The sequence below is a fragment of the Pseudomonas sp. HMSC067G02 genome (genome assembly GCF_001813485.1).
Taxonomy (GTDB): Bacteria; Pseudomonadota; Gammaproteobacteria; order Pseudomonadales; family Pseudomonadaceae; genus Pseudomonas; species Pseudomonas aeruginosa.
The window spans coordinates 1-18,300 of the sequence record NZ_KV812620.1; the positions used below are offsets into that span (position 1 = coordinate 1).

General features: G+C 66.1%; 13 protein-coding genes. All 13 read left to right on the forward strand.

Annotated elements, in window-relative coordinates:
* Positions 1-154: 154 nt before the first annotated feature.
* The 13 genes from argF (at position 155) to algJ (ending at position 18,233) form a co-directional block, all read left to right on the forward strand.
* A complete protein-coding gene (gene argF, locus HMPREF2914_RS01245; RefSeq protein WP_003092090.1) occupies positions 155-1,072 on the forward strand; it encodes an ornithine carbamoyltransferase in 918 nt (305 codons plus the stop codon).
* Positions 1,073-1,076: 4 nt separating this feature from the next.
* Entirely contained in the window at positions 1,077-2,159 is a 1,083-nt protein-coding gene (locus HMPREF2914_RS01250) for an ABC transporter ATP-binding protein (protein ID WP_003092092.1), read from the forward strand.
* Positions 2,160-2,265: 106 nt separating this feature from the next.
* Positions 2,266-3,045, forward strand: coding sequence for a peroxide stress protein YaaA (gene yaaA / locus HMPREF2914_RS01255; protein WP_003092094.1), 780 nt, complete (start codon positions 2,266-2,268; stop codon positions 3,043-3,045).
* A 902-nt stretch (positions 3,046-3,947) separates the two neighbouring features.
* Positions 3,948-5,258, forward strand: coding sequence for a GDP-mannose 6-dehydrogenase (gene algD / locus HMPREF2914_RS01260; RefSeq protein ID WP_003110461.1), 1,311 nt, complete (start codon positions 3,948-3,950; stop codon positions 5,256-5,258).
* Between the two features lie 138 nt (positions 5,259-5,396).
* Positions 5,397-6,881, forward strand: coding sequence for a mannuronan synthase (alg8, locus tag HMPREF2914_RS01265; protein ID WP_073668203.1), 1,485 nt, complete (start codon positions 5,397-5,399; stop codon positions 6,879-6,881).
* Positions 6,882-6,963: 82 nt separating this feature from the next.
* Positions 6,964-8,133 carry an alginate biosynthesis protein Alg44 gene (alg44, locus tag HMPREF2914_RS01270; protein ID WP_003092101.1) on the forward strand — a complete coding sequence of 390 codons (1,170 nt, stop codon included), beginning with the start codon at positions 6,964-6,966 and terminating at the stop codon, positions 8,131-8,133.
* Positions 8,134-8,146: 13 nt separating this feature from the next.
* Positions 8,147-9,574 (forward strand): alginate biosynthesis TPR repeat lipoprotein AlgK, encoded by a 1,428-nt coding sequence (gene algK / locus HMPREF2914_RS01275; protein ID WP_023092596.1) that lies wholly within the window; start codon positions 8,147-8,149, stop codon positions 9,572-9,574.
* Positions 9,571-11,043: an outer membrane porin AlgE gene (gene algE, locus HMPREF2914_RS01280; protein ID WP_003092105.1), complete on the forward strand. Its 1,473-nt coding sequence runs from the start codon at positions 9,571-9,573 to the stop codon at positions 11,041-11,043. The genes algK and algE overlap by 4 nt, the downstream gene beginning before the upstream one ends.
* Before the next feature lie 20 nt (positions 11,044-11,063).
* Positions 11,064-12,695 (forward strand): mannuronan 5-epimerase AlgG, encoded by a 1,632-nt coding sequence (algG, locus tag HMPREF2914_RS01285; RefSeq protein WP_003110465.1) that lies wholly within the window; start codon positions 11,064-11,066, stop codon positions 12,693-12,695.
* Between the two features lie 12 nt (positions 12,696-12,707).
* Positions 12,708-14,132 carry an alginate biosynthesis protein AlgX gene (algX, locus tag HMPREF2914_RS01290; RefSeq protein ID WP_070702794.1) on the forward strand — a complete coding sequence of 475 codons (1,425 nt, stop codon included), beginning with the start codon at positions 12,708-12,710 and terminating at the stop codon, positions 14,130-14,132.
* A gap of 3 nt (positions 14,133-14,135) precedes the next feature.
* Positions 14,136-15,239, forward strand: a complete 1,104-nt coding sequence (algL, locus tag HMPREF2914_RS01295; protein ID WP_003092108.1) for an alginate biosynthesis protein AlgL — start codon at positions 14,136-14,138, stop codon at positions 15,237-15,239.
* 241 nt (positions 15,240-15,480) lie between these two features.
* The gene (locus HMPREF2914_RS01300; RefSeq protein ID WP_022579708.1) at positions 15,481-17,043 is read left to right on the forward strand and encodes an MBOAT family O-acyltransferase; all 1,563 of its coding nucleotides are present in this window, start codon (positions 15,481-15,483) and stop codon (positions 17,041-17,043) included.
* Positions 17,044-17,057: 14 nt separating this feature from the next.
* Positions 17,058-18,233, forward strand: a complete 1,176-nt coding sequence (gene algJ, locus HMPREF2914_RS01305) for an alginate O-acetyltransferase (protein WP_003092111.1) — start codon at positions 17,058-17,060, stop codon at positions 18,231-18,233.
* Positions 18,234-18,300: the final 67 nt, after the last annotated feature.

Here is an 18,300-nt window from a genome sequence, read left to right on the forward strand (position 1 = left end):
AGCCCCTCCTTGTGTTTCCGCGACATTTCCTTATAAGATCGCGCCTTCCCCTATTTTCCCGCACGTTGCGGTCCCGCCGCAGGTCCAGTCCCGTTTTCTCTCGCGAAAGCCGGCCAGTGCCTCGGCCAGCAGTAAAAATAAAAGGTAGTCAGCGATGAGCGTACGGCACTTTCTCTCGTTTATGGATTACAGCCCCGAAGAGCTGATCGGTCTGATCCGCCGCGGCAGCGAGCTGAAGGACCTGCGCAACCGAGGCGTGCTCTACGAGCCGCTGAAGAGCCGGGTCCTGGGCATGGTCTTCGAGAAGGCTTCGACCCGTACCCGCCTGTCCTTCGAAGCCGGGATGATCCAGCTCGGCGGCCAGGCGATCTTCCTCTCCCCGCGCGACACCCAGCTCGGCCGCGGCGAGCCGATCGGCGACAGCGCCCGGGTCATGTCGCGGATGCTCGACGGCGTGATGATCCGCACCTTCGCCCACGCCACCCTGACGGAATTCGCCGCGCACTCGAAGGTGCCGGTGATCAACGGCCTGTCCGACGACCTGCACCCCTGCCAGTTGCTCGCCGACATGCAGACCTTCCACGAGCACCGCGGCAGCATCCAGGGCAAGACCGTGGCCTGGATCGGCGACGGCAACAACATGTGCAACAGCTATATAGAAGCGGCGCTGAAGTTCGACTTCCAGCTGCGCGTGGCCTGCCCCGAGGGCTACGAGCCGAAGGCCGAGTTCGTCGCCCTTGCCGGCGACCGCCTGCGCGTCGTCCGCGACCCGCGCGAGGCGGTGGCCGGCGCGCACCTGGTGAGCACCGACGTGTGGGCCTCGATGGGCCAGGAAGACGAAGCCGCCGCGCGCATCGCCCTGTTCCGTCCCTACCAGGTGAACGCCGCATTGCTCGATGGGGCCGCCGACGATGTACTATTCATGCACTGCCTGCCGGCCCACCGCGGCGAGGAAATCAGCGAAGAGTTGCTGGACGACCCGCGCTCGGTAGCCTGGGACCAGGCAGAGAACCGTCTGCACGCGCAGAAGGCCCTCCTCGAATTGCTGATCGAACACGCCCATTACGCCTGAGCCCATGAGCCACGACCTGCTGCTGAACCTGAAAGATCTCGCCTGCGGCTACGCCTCGCAGAAAGTGGTGCAGGACCTCGACCTGCACCTCAATGCCGGAGACATCGGCTGCCTGCTGGGTCCTTCGGGATGCGGCAAGACCACCACCCTGCGCGCCATCGCCGGCTTCGAGCCGGTGCTGGCCGGGCAGATCGAACTGGGCGGCGAAGTCATCTCGCGTCCCGGCTTCACCCTGGCGCCGGAGAAACGCCGGATCGGCATGGTGTTCCAGGACTACGCGCTGTTCCCGCATCTCAGCGTGGCCGACAATGTCGGCTTCGGCATCCGCAAGCATCCACAACGCGAGCGCCTGGTGCGCGAGCTTCTGGAGCTGGTCAAGCTCGACCACCTCGCCGCGCGCCACCCCCACGAACTCTCCGGCGGCCAGCAACAACGGGTGGCCCTGGCCCGCGCGCTGGCGCCCGAACCGCTGTTGCTGCTGCTCGACGAACCCTTCTCCAACCTCGACGTGGAACTGCGCCGCAGCCTCAGCCAGGAGGTTCGCGAGATCCTCAAGGCACGCGGCACCAGCGCGATCCTGGTGACCCACGACCAGGAAGAAGCCTTCGCCGTCTGCGACCACATCGGCGTGTTCAAGGAAGGTCACCTGGAACAGTGGGACACCCCCTACAACCTCTACCACGAGCCGCTGACGCCCTTCGTCGCCAGCTTCGTCGGCCAGGGCTACTTCATTCGCGGCCAGTTGCTCAGCCCCGATACGGTGCAGACCGAACTCGGCGTGATCCGCGGCAATCGCGCCTACAGCCTGCCTTCCGGCAGCGCGGTAGACGTCCTGCTGCGCCCGGACGACCTGGTGCACGCGCCGCAGGGCGAGCTGAAGGCGCGGATCGTCGGCAAGACCTTCCTCGGCGCCGCCACCCTGTACCGCCTGCAATTACCCACCGGTACCCAGCTGGAATCGATCTTCCCCAGCCATGCCGACCACCAGCCGGGCGATGACGTCGGTATCCGCGTCGCCGCCGACCACCTGGTGGTGTTCGCCGCCCGGGGCAGCGTCGCCGCGCACCTCGCTCCCGTCCAGGCCTGATACCTCGGCGCCGTTCGGTCGGCGGCGCCTTTCCCTATCGACCGCATAGGTGGAGCCGGACGTCTCCAGCCCCTACAATCGCCCGACGATTCGAGGAGCCTGAACGATGCTGATGGTGATTTCCCCCGCCAAGACCCTGGACTACGAGACCCCGCCGGTCACCCACCGCTTCACCCAGCCGCAATACCTGGACCACGCCCAGGAACTGATCCAGCAACTGCGCCAGCTCACGCCGCTGCAGATCAGCGAACTGATGAAGCTTTCCGACAAGCTCGCCGGCCTGAATGCCGCTCGCTACGCCAGCTGGCATCCGGAGTTCACCCCGGAGAACGCCAAGCAGGCGTTGCTCGCCTTCAAGGGCGATGTCTACACCGGCCTCAACGCGGAAGACTTCGGCGAGGACGATTTCGCCTTCGCCCAGGATCACCTGCGCATGCTCTCCGGTCTCTACGGCGTGCTGCGCCCGCTCGACCTCATGCAGCCCTATCGACTGGAAATGGGCACCCGCCTGGCCAACGCCCGTGGCAAGGATCTCTACGCCTTCTGGGGCGAGCGTATCAGCCAGTGGCTGAACGAAGCGCTGGCCGCCCAGGGCGACGACGTGCTGCTCAACCTGGCCTCCAACGAGTACTTCGGCGCGGTGAAGCGCAAGGCGCTGCAAGCGCGGGTCATCGACACCGAGTTCAAGGACCTGAAGAACGGCCAGTACAAGATCATCAGCTTCTACGCCAAGAAGGCTCGCGGCATGATGGCTCGCTACGTGATCCGCGAGCGCCTGCGCGACCCGGCCGGGCTGAAGGACTTCAACGCCCACGGCTATTACTTCAGCGCCGAGCAGTCCGGCCCGGATCAGCTGGTATTCCTCAGGGACGCCCCGCAAGACTGACCTCCCCCGGCCCGCCGCCCTGGCGGGCCGCTCCTCTTTCGGCACGCCGACGCCTCCTGGCGCTACCGTTAGTCCCTCCGACACCCCTGCTGCGTCGCCTTTCTCCCCGGAAAAGCCCTTGTGGCGAATAGGCCTACTCAACCGTTCGTCTGCAAGTCATGCGGAACTGCATCACATTTTTTCACGCCCAGCCCACAGACTTTTCCCCAATTCAAGGCGGAAATGCCATCTCCGGCGTAATCCATTGGCCATTACCAGCCTCCCGCCATTACATGCAAATTACGATTGCAAAGTGCATGGATCGAAGATTAAGGAATCCTTAAGGTTTGCTTAAGGCGGTAAAAGCGGCTTCTGTTTCATTCCGGTGACGCGGAACTTTCAGCCGCCATGCATTCTGCAACTAGTGGCCATTGGCAGGCATTTAACGGAAAGGCCATCAAGTTGGTATCAAGTGATATCAAACGGATATTTCCAAATATTTCGCGAGCGGGACAAACGGCCGGAACTTCCCTCGCAGAGAAAACATCCTATCACCGCGATGCCTATCGATAGTTATGGGCAGAGCAACTTGAAACCGTCTCGAATAATCGGACTCCGCTCCGAGGGACAAACTCAACCTGTTGAAATTAAAGGCCTTTAGAAACTTGAATTCTATGGACCGAACTAAAACGAAGCATCCAAGGTCGGGTTATGCACCGTTATTGAAACCCACCTGAAACATTAAAGGGCATGAACTTATAACTTGCCCTATTAGAGTGCCGAACAACTAAGCACTCTATTCGAAACTGCCTGAAGGCGGATCAAGGGCTCTGGATCGGGGCTCGTAGTAACGGCTCGCCAGATAGGGAAGTGGCCATACGGCCACCTCATTAACGGCGCGACAAACAATCGAGGTGAATGCGATGCGAATCAGCATCTTTGGTTTGGGCTATGTCGGTGCAGTATGTGCTGGCTGCCTGTCGGCACGCGGTCATGAAGTCATTGGTGTGGATGTCTCCAGCACCAAGATCGACCTGATCAACCAGGGCAAGTCGCCCATCGTCGAACCGGGCCTGGAAGCGTTGTTGCAGCAAGGCCGGCAGACCGGACGGCTGTCGGGCACCACCGACTTCAAGAAGGCCGTGCTGGACTCCGACGTATCGTTCATCTGCGTCGGCACGCCGAGCAAGAAGAACGGCGACCTGGACCTGGGCTACATCGAGACCGTCTGCCGCGAGATCGGCTTCGCCATCCGCGAGAAGTCCGAACGCCACACCGTGGTGGTGCGCAGCACCGTACTGCCGGGCACCGTCAACAACGTGGTGATCCCGCTGATCGAGGACTGCTCGGGCAAGAAGGCCGGGGTCGACTTCGGCGTCGGCACCAACCCCGAATTCCTCCGCGAGAGCACCGCGATCAAGGACTACGACTTCCCGCCGATGACCGTGATCGGCGAACTGGACAAGCAGACCGGCGACCTTCTCGAGGAAATCTACCGCGAGCTGGACGCGCCGATCATCCGCAAGACCGTCGAGGTCGCCGAGATGATCAAGTACACCTGCAACGTCTGGCACGCCGCCAAGGTCACCTTCGCCAACGAGATCGGCAACATCGCCAAGGCGGTCGGCGTCGACGGCCGCGAGGTGATGGACGTGATCTGCCAGGACCACAAGCTCAACCTGTCGCGCTACTACATGCGTCCCGGCTTCGCCTTCGGCGGCTCCTGCCTGCCCAAGGATGTACGCGCCCTCACCTATCGCGCCAGCCAGTTGGACGTCGAGCACCCGATGCTCGGTTCGCTGATGCGCAGCAACTCCAACCAGGTGCAGAAGGCCTTCGACCTCATCACCAGCCACGACACCCGCAAGGTCGGCCTGCTCGGCCTGTCGTTCAAGGCCGGCACCGACGACCTGCGCGAAAGCCCGCTGGTGGAGCTGGCCGAGATGCTCATCGGCAAGGGCTACGAGCTGCGCATCTTCGACCGCAACGTCGAATACGCGCGTGTCCACGGGGCCAACAAGGAATACATCGAGTCGAAGATCCCGCACGTCTCCTCGCTGCTGGTCTCCGACCTCGACGAAGTGGTGGCGAGTTCCGATGTGCTGGTGCTGGGCAATGGCGACGAGCTGTTCGTCGACCTGGTGAACAAGACCCCGAGCGGCAAGAAGCTGGTCGACCTGGTGGGCTTCATGCCGCACACCACCACTGCCCAGGCCGAGGGCATCTGCTGGTAGCGGGCCGCCCCTGGCCCCGTGAGCCGGTAAAGAACCTCTTTATCGCCCTCGGACCGAAGGCCGTCTCCGCGGCGTGCGCCATAACAACAACAAGCGCACGCCGGCGTCGAGGCCAAGGTCCCCAGCCCGATGGAACTGATGATGGAAACTTACAAACGTGGCCTCGCCGAAGCCACCGGCTGGCTGGTGTTCCTCAGCCTGCTGATGGTGCTCGCGCTGGCAGTGCCGAAGACCGTGTTCGACGCCGACTCCAAGGATTTCATCCTGCTTATCGGCGCCGTCGGCATCTGGCGCTACTCCATGGGCGGCGTGCACTTCCTGCGCGGCATGCTGTTCCTCCACGTGGTCTACCCGTACTACCGCCGGCGCGTGCGCCAGTTGGCCAGCGCGGCCGACCCGTCGCACGTGTTCCTGATGGTCACCAGTTTCCGCATCGACGCCCTGACCACTGCCATGGTCTATCGCTCGGTGATCCGCGAAGCCATCGACAGCGGCTACCCGACCACCGTGGTCTGCTCCATCGTCGAGATGTCCGACGAGGTCCTGGTCCGTTCTCTGTGGGAGAAGATGAACCCGCCGGACCGGGTCAGCCTCGACTTCGTGCGGATTCCCGGCACCGGCAAGCGCGACGGCCTGGCCTATGGCTTCCGCGCGATTTCCCGGCACCTGCCGGACGACGACGCGGTGGTCGCGGTGATCGACGGCGACACCGTGCTCGACCACGGCGTGGTGAAGAAGACCGTGCCCTGGTTCAAGCTCTTCCCCAACGTCGGCGGCCTCACCACCAATGAATTCTGCGAAGTGCAGGGCGGCTACGTGATGAGCGAGTGGCACAAGCTGCGCTTCGCCCAGCGCCACATCAACATGTGCTCGATGGCCCTGTCCAAGCGCGTACTGACCATGACCGGACGGATGTCGGTGTTCCGCGCCCGGGTGGTGACCAACCCCGAGTTCATCACCGACGTCGAGAACGACCACCTGGAGCACTGGCGCCTGGGTCGCTTCAAGTTCCTCACCGGCGACGACAAGTCCAGCTGGTTCAGCCTGATGCGCCTGGGCTACGACACCTTCTACGTGCCCGACGCGGCGATCAACACGGTCGAGCACCCGCCGGAGAAGAGCTTCATCAAGGCCAGCCGCAAGCTGATGTACCGCTGGTACGGCAACAACCTGCGGCAGAACTCGCGCGCGCTCAAGCTCGGCGCGCGGCGCCTGGGCTGGTTCACCATGCTGGTGCTGTTCGACCAGCGCGTCTCGATGTGGACCAGCCTGCTCGGCCTGGTGGTGGCGATCCTCGCCAGCCTCAAGTACAGCATCGCCTTCCTGCTGGTGTACCTGCTCTGGATCGGCCTCACCCGCCTGGTGCTGACCCTGCTCCTCTCGCTCTCCGGGCACCGCATCGGCCCGGCCTATCCGCTGATCCTCTATTACAACCAGATCGTCGGCGCGCTGGTGAAGATCTACGTGTTCTTCCGCCTCGACCGGCAGTCCTGGACCCGCCAGCCGACCAAGCTGGAGCGCGGCCTGGCCAGCTTCCAGCGCTGGTTCAACGCCTGGTCGTCGCGGGCCATGACCTTCTCTGCCGCCAGCATCTTCGTCGCCGTGCTGCTGACCATCGTATGACCACCGAATCGACTACGGACAACGCCAGGGCCGCGGCCCGCGCGCAAATCGACCCAGATTGGACCGAACAGGACCCGACACCATGAATACAGCCGTCAACGTCAACGTCGTGCACGAATCCGAAGCCCAGCGCCAGTTCGCCCGGGTCAAGCTGCCGGCGCGCATCCGCTACATCGGCGCCAACCGCGAAGGCGTCGACGCACGCCTGCTGGATCTCTCCGCCGGCGGCTTCGCCTTCACCGCGAGCGGCGCGCCGATCCAGCCCGGTGACCTGTACAAGGGCAAGCTGCTGTTCCAGGTCGACAGCATCAGCTTTTCCCTCGAAGTGGAGTTCCAGGTGCGCTCGGTGGACCCCGCCAGCCGCCGGGTCGGCTGCGAGTTCCAGAACCTCAAGCCGCGCGAGGTGGCGGCCCTGCGCTACCTGATCACCTCCTACCTGGCCGGCGAGGTGATCGGCGTCGGCGACATGCTCAATACCCTCCAGCGCGAGAACTTCACCAAGGCCCGCAAGCAGGGCGGCGGCAACGGCGGGATGGGTTTCTTCGGCCGGGTCCGGGCGGTGACCCTGAGCACCGCGATCTTCGTCGTCGGAGTCGGCGCCTTCGCCTTCATCCTCAACCAGATGTACAACCTGTACTTCGTCACCCATGCCGATTCCGGCGTGGTCAGCGTCCCCAACCAGCAGATCACCATGCCCCGCGAGGGCACCGTGCAGAGCCTTCTCGGGCCCAACGCGGAAGTCGCCAAAGGCGCGCCGATCGCCACCTTCTCGGCCAACCTGCTGGACATGCTCAAGGGCAACCTGACCGAGGAGCAGCTCAACCCGGGCAACATCGAGAAGCTCTTCGGCCACCAGATGAAAGGGACCCTGACCAGCCCCTGCGACTGCCGCGTGGTCCAGCAACTGGTAGCCGACGGGCAATACGCCAACAAGGGCCAGGTGATCTTCACCCTCGCGCCGCGCGACAGCGTGGCCAGCATCGAGGCGCGCTTCCCCTACCGCAACGCCGCCGAGCTGGCGCCGGGCACCCGGGTGAACTTCCAGGTCGCCGGCGACGGCGTCAACCGCAGCGGCCGCATCGTCAACACCGCGCCGGTGGACGGCGACCTGTCCTCGGAAATCCGCGTGCAGATCCAGCCCGACCAGCCGCTCGACGCCCAGTACGCCGGCCGCCCGGCCGAGGTCAGCATCGGCGGCCTGCCCGGCCGCACCCTGCTGAACAAGGCCGTGACCCTGGCCACCGCTCGCTGACCGGTACCCGACCATGAAGATGCCCATCCTCCCTCCCCTGCCCCTGGCGTCCCGGCACCTGCTGCTGGCCTCGGCCATCGCCCTGGCCGCCGGCTGCGCCGGGCTGCCCGACCAGCGCCTGGCCCAGGAGGCCCTGGAGCGCGGCGACCTCGCCACCGCCCAGAGCAACTACCAGGCCCTGGCCGCGATGGGTTACGCAGACGCCCAGGTCGGCCTCGCCGACATGCAGGTCGCCAGCGGCGACAGCGCCCAGCAGGCCAAGGCCGAAAAGCTCTACCGCGAGGCCGCGCAGACCTCGCCGCGGGCCCGCGCGCGCCTTGGCAAGTGGCTGGCGGCCAAGCCCGGCGCCAGCGACGCCGAGCACCGCGAGGCCGAGCGCCTGCTCAGCCAGGCCTTCGAACAGGGCGAGGACAGTGCCCTGGTGCCGCTCATCGTGCTCTACCTGCAATACCCGCAGTCCTGGCCGGAAATCGACCCGCAGCAGCGCATCGACCAGTGGCGCGCGCGCGGACTGCCACAGGCCGACCTGGCGCAGATCATCCTCTACCGCACCCAGGGCACCTACGCCCAGCACCTGGGCGAGATCGAGCAGGTCTGCCAGCGCTGGCTGCGGCGCATGGACGTGTGCTGGTACGAACTGGCCACGGTCTACCAGATGCAGGGCAACGCGGAAAAGCAGAAGGCCCTGCTCGAACAGCTGCGCGCCGCCTACAAGGGCGGCGGGGTGCCCGGCGAGCGAGTCGACTCGGTGGCCGGGGTGCTCGCCGACGGCGAACTCGGCCAACCCGACCCGCAGACCGCCCAGGCGCTGCTGGAAGAGATCGCGCCGAGCTACCCCGCGGCCTGGGTCAGCCTGGCCAAGCTGCTCTACGACTATCCCGACCAGGGCGACCTGGAAAAGATGCTCGGCTACCTGAAGAACGCCCAGGACGCCGCCCAGCCACGCGCCGAATTGCTCCTCGGGCGCCTCTACTACGACGGCAAGTGGGCGCCGCAGGACCCGCGCAAGGCCGAGCGGCACCTGCTCAAGGCCGCCGCCAGCGAACCCCAGGCCAACTACTACCTGGGGCAGATCTACCGCCGCGGCTTCCTCGGCAAGGTCTATCCGCAGAAGGCCGTCGACCACCTGATCCTCGCCGCCCGCGCCGGCCAGGCCAGCGCCGACATGGCCCTGGCCCAGCTCTGGTCGCAGGGCCGCGGCATCCAGCCGAACCGGGTCAACGCCTACGTCTTCGGCCAGCTCGCCGTGCAGCAGCAGGTACCGCAGGCCAGCGACCTGCTCGGGCAGATCGAAGCGCAACTGCCGCCGGCCGAACGCAGCCAGGCGCAGCAATTGCTCAAGCGCGAACAACAGAGCCGCGGCAACAACTGGCAGGCCACCGTCAGCCTGCTGCAGAGCCAGGACTCGCCGATCAACGAAGAAGAGCCAGAAAGCCTATGAACAGCTCCCGTTCCGTCAACCCGCGGCCGTCCTTCGCGCCGCGCGCCCTGTCCCTGGCCATCGCCCTGCTGCTCGGCGCGCCGGCGTTCGCCGCCAACAGCGGCGAGGCGCCGAAGAACTTCGGCCTGGACGTGAAGATCACCGGCGAATCGGAAAACGATCGCGACCTCGGCACCGCTCCCGGCGGCACCCTCAACGACATCGGTATCGACCTGCGGCCCTGGGCCTTCGGCCAGTGGGGCGACTGGAGCGCCTACTTCATGGGCCAGGCGGTGGCCGCCACCGACACCATCGAGACCGACACCCTGCAATCGGACACCGACGACGGCAACAACAGCCGCAACGACGGTCGCGAGCCGGACAAGAGCTACCTCGCCGCACGCGAGTTCTGGGTCGACTACGCCGGCCTCACCGCCTACCCCGGCGAGCACCTGCGCTTCGGCCGCCAGCGCCTGCGGGAAGACAGCGGCCAGTGGCAGGACACCAACATCGAGGCGCTGAACTGGAGCTTCGAGACCACCCTGCTCAACGCCCATGCCGGGGTCGCCCAGCGTTTCAGCGAATACCGCACCGACCTCGACGAACTGGCCCCGGAGGACAAGGACCGCACCCATGTGTTCGGCGACATCTCCACCCAGTGGGCGCCGCACCACCGCATCGGCGTGCGCATCCACCACGCCGACGACAGCGGCCACCTGCGCCGCCCCGGCGAGGAAGTCGACAACCTCGACAAGACCTATACCGGCCAGCTCACCTGGCTCGGCATCGAGGCTACCGGCGATGCCTACAACTATCGTTCGAGCATGCCGCTGAACTACTGGGCCAGCGCCACCTGGCTGACCGGCGACCGCGACAACCTGACCACCACCACGGTCGACGACCGGCGCATCGCCACCGGCAAGCAGAGCGGCGACGTCAATGCCTTCGGCGTCGACCTCGGCCTGCGCTGGAACATCGACGAGCAATGGAAGGCCGGCGTCGGCTACGCCCGCGGCAGCGGCGGTGGCAAGGACGGCGAGGAGCAGTTCCAGCAGACCGGGCTGGAGAGCAATCGCTCCAACTTCACCGGCACCCGCTCGCGCGTGCACCGCTTCGGCGAAGCCTTCCGCGGCGAACTGAGCAACCTCCAGGCAGCCACCCTGTTCGGCTCCTGGCAACTGCGCGAGGACTACGACGCGAGCCTGGTCTACCACAAGTTCTGGCGCGTCGACGACGACTCCGACATCGGCACCAGCGGCATCAACGCCGCCCTGCAACCGGGCGAGAAGGACATCGGCCAGGAACTCGACCTGGTGGTGACCAAGTACTTCAAGCAAGGCCTGCTGCCGGCCTCGATGAGCCAGTACGTCGACGAGCCCTCGGCGCTGATCCGCTTCCGCGGCGGCCTGTTCAAGCCGGGCGACGCCTACGGGCCGGGCACCGACTCGACCATGCACCGCGCCTTCGTCGACTTCATCTGGCGCTTCTGAGCCCCGCGAGGAAACCGGACATGCCCGACATTTCCCTTTCGATCCCCCGCCGCCGGCTCCCGCGCCTGCGCCCGCTGGCCGCGGCAGTGCTCGGCGCGGTGCTGCTGCACGGCCAGGCGTGGGCGGCGCAGCCGGTGGAGAAACCGCAGCCGGTCCCGGCGCAGGCCGGCAACGAGCCGGGCCTGACTCAGGGCCTGAAGGAAACCGGCAACTACACGGTGACCACCGCGCCGGCCGAACCGTTGCACCTGGACCCGCCGAAACTGCCCGACCTCTCCGGCTACACCGCCGCCGCGGTGGAAGCCAAGATCGTGCGCAAGCCGGGTGGCCGCGCCAGCGTGCAGCGCATGGTCCAGCAGCAGCCGCTGAAGGAGTTCACCGGTGGCAGCAACCGCCTCGCCGAATGGGTCAAGCGCCAGCGCCAGATGCCCCAGGCGATCTTCATCGAAGGCGGCTACGTGAACCTCGCCCAGCTCGCCGGCAAGCTTCCCGCCAGCGCGCTGGAACAGGTCGAGCCGGGGGTGTTCGTCGCCCGCCTGCCTATCGTGGTCAGCCAGGGCGCGACCCTCGACATCGACAAGCAGGTCAAGGAACTGCGCCTGTCCCAGGAGCGCGGCGCGTTCCTGGTCAACGACGGCATGCTGTTCGTCCGCGACAGCAAGGTCACCGGCTGGAGCGAATCGAAGAAGGAGCCGGCCTGGTTCAAGACGCCCAACGAGTTCCGTCCGTTCCTGATCTCCTGGGGCGGCGCCGAGGTGTACCTGAGCAACAGCACCTTCACCAGCTTCGGCTACAACGCCTCCAAGGCCTACGGCATCTCCATCTCGCAGTACAGCCCGGGCATGGACAAGCAGATGAAGCGCCCGCGCCCCAAGGGCTGGGTGATCGACTCGACCATCGTCGACAGCTGGTACGGCTTCTATTGCTACGAGGCCGACGACCTGGTGGTGAAGGGCAACACCTACCGCGACAACATCGTCTACGGCATCGACCCGCACGACCGTTCGCACCGCCTGATCATCGCCGACAACACCGTCCACGGGACCAGGAAGAAGCACGGCATCATCGTCTCGCGGGAAGTCAACGACAGCTTCATCTTCAACAACCGCAGCTACGAGAACAAGCTTTCCGGGATCGTCCTCGACCGTAACAGCGAGGGCAACCTGGTGGCCTACAACGAGGTCTACCGCAACCATTCCGACGGCATCACCCTCTACGAGAGCGGCGACAACCTGCTCTGGGGCAACCAGGTCCTGGCCAACCGCCGCCACGGCATCCGCGTGCGCAACAGCGTGAACATCCGCCTCTACGAGAACCTCGCGGCGGGCAACCAGCTGATCGGCGTGTACGGCCACATCAAGGACCTCACCAACACCGACCGCAACATCGCCCTCGACCCGTTCGACACCAAGGTCTCGCTGATCGTGGTCGGCGGCAAGCTCGCCGGCAACGGCTCCGGCCCGCTCTCGGTGGATTCGCCGCTGAGCCTCGAACTGTACCGGGTGGCGATGCTCGCCCCGACCAAATCCTCCGGCATCAGCCTGCCCGGCGTTCTCGGCGAGAAGCAGGACCAGATCCTCGACCTGCTGGTGCGCCAGGACAAGGCGGTGCTGATCGACCCCGTGGAAAGCCAGGCCGAACTCCAGGACTGAGGACCCAGACGCATGAAAACCCGCACTTCCCGACTGTTCCGCCTGAGCGCCCTGGCCGCCGGCCTCTGCCTGGCCCAGGCAGCCCTCGCCGCCGACCCCGGCGCGGCGCCGAGCTACCAGGCGCTGCCGGCCGGCAACCTGTGCCCGGCCGCCGCCGACGACTCGCGCTACAACACCAAGTACCTGGGCTTCTTCACCCACCTGGTGCAGGCCCAGGACGACTGGCTGTTCCGCACCACCTACGACCTGCGTACCGACTTCGGCACCAGCGCCGAAGGCTGGCGCGAACTCCGCGCACTGCGCGACGAACTCAAGCGCAAGGGCATCGAGCTGGTGGTGGTCTACCAGCCGACCCGCGGCCTGGTGAACCGCGAGAAGCTCAGTCCGGCGGAAAAGGCCGGCTTCGACTACGAGCTGGCGAAGAAGAACTACCTGGCGACCATCGCCCGCTTCCGCCAGGACGGCATCTGGACCCCGGACTTCTCGCCGCTGTTCGACGAGAAGGAGGAGCACGCCTACTACTTCAAGGGCGACCACCACTGGACTCCCCATGGCGCCCGGCGCAGCGCGAAGATCGTGGCCGAGACGCTGAAGCAGGTGCCCGGCTTCGAGGCGATCCCCAAGAAGCAGTTCGAAAGCAAGCGCGTCGGTCTGCTGTCCAAGCTCGGCACCTTCCACAAGGCCGCCGCGCAGCTCTGCGGCAACAGCTACGCCACCCAGTACGTCGACCGTTTCGAGACCGAGCCGGTGGGCGCCAGCGACAGCGGCGACCTGTTCGGCGACGGCGGCAACCCGCAGATCGCCCTGGTCGGCACCTCCAACAGCGGCCCGGCCTACAACTTCGCCGGCTTCCTGGAGGAGTTCAGCGGCGCCGACATCCTCAACAACGCGGTGTCCGGCGGCGGCTTCGACAGTTCGCTGCTGGCGTACATGACCAGCGAGGAATTCCACAAGAACCCGCCGAAGATCCTCATCTGGGAATTCGCCACCCACTACGACATGGCGCAGAAGAGCTTCTACCGCCAGGCCATGCCGCTGGTGGACAACGGCTGCTCCGGCCGGAAGACCGTGCTCAGCCGCAAGGTCAAGCTGCGCCAGGGCCGCAACGAGGTGCTGCTGAACAGCGCCGCGCTACCGATCCGCAGCGGCAGCTACGTCGCCGACGTGACCTACAGCGACCCTTCGGTACACGAGTTGAAGAACACCATCTGGTACATGAACGGCCGCCGCGAGCAGTTGAAGATCGAGCAGTCGAAAGCCGTCGATACCGGCGGCCGCTACGTCTTCCAGCTACGCAACGACAGCGACTGGGCCGACCAGCAGTTCCTTTCCCTGGAAATCGAAGCGCCGGAGGACATGCCCCAGGGCCTGGAGGTCCAGGCCAGCATCTGCCAGGCGGCGCCCGCCAAGGCCAGCCAGTCGGTGGCCGGGAGGTAAACGATGAAAACGTCCCACCTGATCCGTATCGCCCTGCCCGGCGCCCTCGCCGCGGCATTGCTCGCCAGCCAGGTCAGCCAGGCCGCCGACCTGGTACCCCCGCCCGGCTACTACGCGGCGGTCGGCGAGCGCAAGGGCAGCGCCGGCAGTTGCCCCGCGGTGCCGCCGCCGTATACCGGCAGCCTGGTCTTCACCAGCAAGTACGAAGGCTCCGATTCGGCGCGGGCGACCCTCAACGTCAAGGCGGAGAAGACCTTCCGCTCGCAGATCAAGGACATCACCGACATGGAGCGCGGCGCCACCAAGCTGGTCACCCAGTACATGCGCAGCGGCCGCGACGGCGACCTGGCCTGCGCACTGAACTGGATGAGCGCCTGGGCCCGCGCCGGCGCCCTGCAGAGCGACGACTTCAACCACACCGGCAAGTCCATGCGCAAATGGGCGCTGGGCAGCCTCTCCGGCGCCTACATGCGCCTGAAGTTCTCCAGCTCGCGGCCGCTCGCGGCCCACGCCGAGCAGAGCCGGGAAATCGAGGACTGGTTCGCCCGGCTCGGCACCCAGGTAGTCCGCGACTGGAGCGGCCTGCCGCTGAAGAAGATCAACAACCATTCCTACTGGGCGGCCTGGTCGGTGATGTCCACCGCGGTGGTGACCAACCGCCGCGACCTCTTCGACTGGGCGGTGAGCGAGTTCAAGGTCGCCGCCAACCAGGTCGACGAGCAGGGCTTCCTGCCCAACGAACTCAAGCGCCGCCAGCGCGCCCTCGCCTACCACAACTATGCGCTGCCGCCGCTGGCGATGATCGCCGCGTTCGCCCAGGTCAACGGCGTCGACCTGCGCCAGGAGAACCACGGCGCCCTGCAGCGCCTGGCCGAGCGGGTGATGAAGGGAGTCGACGACGAGGAAACCTTCGAGGAGAAGACCGGCGAGGACCAGGACATGACCGACCTCAAGGTCGACAACAAGTACGCCTGGCTGGAGCCCTACTGCGCCCTCTACCGCTGCGAGCCGAAGATGCTCGAGGCGAAGAAGGACCGCGAGCCGTTCAACAGTTTCCGCCTCGGCGGCGAAGTGACGCGGGTGTTCAGCCGCGAAGGGGGAAGTTGAGGGCGTGGCGGGAAGCGGGCGCACAGGCCGGGGGCCACGCGCCCCTCTACCCCGCTCGCCGACCAGGCGTCCCAACAGGCGCCACACCCCGACCCATGCGCGACAGACGCGGGCGGGCGCAACACCTTAGGCAACACCACGGGGAGGAAAACGGCGGGTCGTCCCGCCTTTCCTCGAGCGCTCCAGGGCGCGGAAAGGCAGGGCCGACCTGAATGGTTGACGCTCTAGAGAGAGAGACGGCATGGTCTTTTCTTCAAACGTGTTCCTGTTCCTGTTCCTGCCGGTCTTTCTCGGCCTGTACTACCTGAGCGGCGAACGTTACCGGAACCTGCTGCTGCTGATCGCCAGCTACCTGTTCTACGCCTGGTGGCGGGTGGACTTCCTCCTGCTGTTCGCCGGGGTCACCGTCTTCAACTACTGGATCGGCCTGCGCATCGGCGCCGCCGGCGTACGCACCAGGGCCGCGCAACGCTGGCTGATCCTCGGCGTGGTGGTCGACCTCTGCGTGCTCGGGTACTTCAAGTACGCCAACTTCGGCGTCGACAGCCTCAACGAGATCATCACCTCGTTCGGCATGCAGCCGTTCGTGCTGACCCACATCCTGCTGCCGATCGGCATCTCCTTCTACACCTTCGAGTCGATCAGCTACATCATCGACGTCTACCGCGGCGATACCCCGGCGACCCACAACCTGATCGACTTCGCCGCCTTCGTCGCGATCTTCCCGCACCTGATCGCCGGCCCGGTGCTGCGCTTCAAGGACCTGGTCGACCAGTTCAACCACCGCACCCACACTGTCGACAAGTTCGCCGAAGGCTGCACCCGCTTCATGCAGGGCTTCGTCAAGAAGGTGTTCATCGCCGACACCCTGGCCGCCCTCGCCGACCACTGCTTCGCCCTGCAGAACCCGACCACCGGCGACGCCTGGCTCGGCGCCCTGGCCTACACCGCGCAGCTCTACTTCGACTTCTCCGGCTACAGCGACATGGCCATCGGCCTCGGCCTGATGATGGGCTTCCGCTTCATGGAGAACTTCAACCAGCCCTACATCAGCCAGTCGATCACCGAGTTCTGGCGGCGCTGGCACATCAGCCTGTCGACCTGGCTGCGCGACTACCTCTACATCAGCCTGGGCGGCAACCGCGGCAGCACCTTCCAGACCTACCGCAACCTGTTCCTGACCATGCTCCTCGGCGGCCTGTGGCACGGCGCCAACTTCACCTACATCATCTGGGGCGCCTGGCACGGCATGTGGCTGGCGATCGAGCGGGCCCTCGGAGTGAACGCCGCGCCGCGCGTGCTCAACCCTTTGAAGTGGGCGTTCACCTTCCTCCTGGTGGTGATCGGCTGGGTGATCTTCCGCGCCGAGAACCTGCAGGTCGCCTGGCGCATGTACGAAGCCATGTTCAGCTTCGGCACCTGGCAGCTCTCCGAACTGAACCGCGCCAGCCTCACCGGCCTGCAGGTCGGCACCCTGGTCCTGGCCTACCTGGTGCTGGCGTTCTTCGGCCTGCGCCAGTTCTACAACCAGCCATTGCAGACCAAGGCGCCCAAGGCCGCGGCGAACAGCGACGAAGTGGCCGCCGACGGCCCGGCCAGTGCCCAGCCGCGCGCCCCGCGCGAGGCCGCCGGCGACCCGGCGGCGATCGCCTACTCGCCGAGCGGCGCGCTGGTCTACCAGCCGAGCTGGCTCAGCCAGTTGCCCGTCCTGGCCACCCGCCTGGCGCTGCTCCTGCTGTTCGCCGCCTCGGTGCTGAAGCTCTCCGCGCAGAGCTACTCGCCATTCCTCTACTTCCAGTTCTGAGCGAGGCCCACGCCATGACACAGAGCATTTCCCGCCCCCTGCAATACGCCTATATCGCCGCCTTCGGCGGGCTGCTGCTGGGGCTCGCCGGATGGTCGCTGAAGAGCGTGCCGGGCTTCTCCGCCGCGGCCGATACGCCACTGCTCAACGGCAAGCTGGCGCACGCCTTCGAAGCCCACTACGACAAGGAATTCCCGATCAAGCGCCTGGGCACCAACCTCTGGGCCGCACTCGACTACACGCTGTTCCACGAAGGCCGCCCCGGCGTGGTGATCGGCAAGGACGGCTGGCTGTTCACCGACGAAGAGTTCAAGCCGGCGCCGAGCGGCCAGCAACTGGAAGACAACTGGGCACTGGTGCGCGGCGTGCAGCGCGAGCTGAACCGGCGCGGCGTCAAGCTGGTGCTCGCGGTGATCCCGGCCAAGGCCCGCCTGTATCCCGAGCACATCGGCCGCGAGCAGCCGGCCGCGCTGCACGACAGCCTCTACCAGGACTTCCTGGCCCGCGCCCGCGCCGCCGGCATCGACAGTCCCGACCTGCTCGGCAGCCTGCGCCAGGCCAAGGACAACGGCGCAGTATTCCTGCGCACCGACACCCACTGGTCGCCGCTCGGCGCGGAAACCGTGGCCCAGCGTCTCGGCGCGGAGATCCGCGAGACGCACCTGCTGGATGTGCCAGCGCAGAACTTCGTCACCCGCGTCGGCGAAGAACGCACGCACAAGGGCGACCTGCTCAGCTTCCTGCCGCTCGACCCGCTGTTCGACGAACTGCTGCCACGTCCGGAGCAGTTGCAGCAACGCACCACCGAAGCCGCGCCGGCACTGCCGGGCGGCCAGCAGTCCGGCGCGGGCGACGACCTCTTCGGCGATAGCCAGCAACCGCGCCTGGCGCTGGTCGGCACCAGCTACAGCGCCAACCCCAGGTGGAACTTCGAGGGCGCGCTGAAACAGGCGCTGTCCGCCGACCTGATCAATTACGCGAAGGAAGGCAAGGGCCCCCTCGAACCGATGCTGGAACTGCTGCAGGACGAAGGCTTCCGCAAGGACCCGCCGCAACTGCTGGTCTGGGAGTTTCCCGAGCGCTACCTGCCGATGGCCAGCGACCTCAGCCAGTTCGACGCCGACTGGGTCGCCCAGCTGAAGGCCAGCGGCGGCCGCGACGAGCGCCTGGCCGCCAGCCGCAACGATTGAACGAACACAGCCAAGGCTGTTTACCCACGGGGCCGAGCGCCCCGCTGAAGAAGAAGCAACGGAGGAA

Excerpts from the sequence above, each read along its gene's own strand:
- argF (WP_003092090.1), top strand. The coding sequence starts at position 155 with ATGAGCGTACGGCACTTTCTCTCGTTTATGGATTACAGCCCCGAAGAG.
- HMPREF2914_RS01250 (WP_003092092.1), top strand. The coding sequence starts at position 1,077 with ATGAGCCACGACCTGCTGCTGAACCTGAAAGATCTCGCCTGCGGCTAC.
- yaaA (WP_003092094.1), top strand. The coding sequence starts at position 2,266 with ATGCTGATGGTGATTTCCCCCGCCAAGACCCTGGACTACGAGACCCCG.
- algD (WP_003110461.1), top strand. The coding sequence starts at position 3,948 with ATGCGAATCAGCATCTTTGGTTTGGGCTATGTCGGTGCAGTATGTGCT.
- alg8 (WP_073668203.1), top strand. The coding sequence starts at position 5,397 with ATGATGGAAACTTACAAACGTGGCCTCGCCGAAGCCACCGGCTGGCTG.
- alg44 (WP_003092101.1), top strand. The coding sequence starts at position 6,964 with ATGAATACAGCCGTCAACGTCAACGTCGTGCACGAATCCGAAGCCCAG.
- algK (WP_023092596.1), top strand. The coding sequence starts at position 8,147 with ATGAAGATGCCCATCCTCCCTCCCCTGCCCCTGGCGTCCCGGCACCTG.
- algE (WP_003092105.1), top strand. The coding sequence starts at position 9,571 with ATGAACAGCTCCCGTTCCGTCAACCCGCGGCCGTCCTTCGCGCCGCGC.
- algG (WP_003110465.1), top strand. The coding sequence starts at position 11,064 with ATGCCCGACATTTCCCTTTCGATCCCCCGCCGCCGGCTCCCGCGCCTG.
- algX (WP_070702794.1), top strand. The coding sequence starts at position 12,708 with ATGAAAACCCGCACTTCCCGACTGTTCCGCCTGAGCGCCCTGGCCGCC.
- algL (WP_003092108.1), top strand. The coding sequence starts at position 14,136 with ATGAAAACGTCCCACCTGATCCGTATCGCCCTGCCCGGCGCCCTCGCC.
- HMPREF2914_RS01300 (WP_022579708.1), top strand. The coding sequence starts at position 15,481 with ATGGTCTTTTCTTCAAACGTGTTCCTGTTCCTGTTCCTGCCGGTCTTT.
- algJ (WP_003092111.1), top strand. The coding sequence starts at position 17,058 with ATGACACAGAGCATTTCCCGCCCCCTGCAATACGCCTATATCGCCGCC.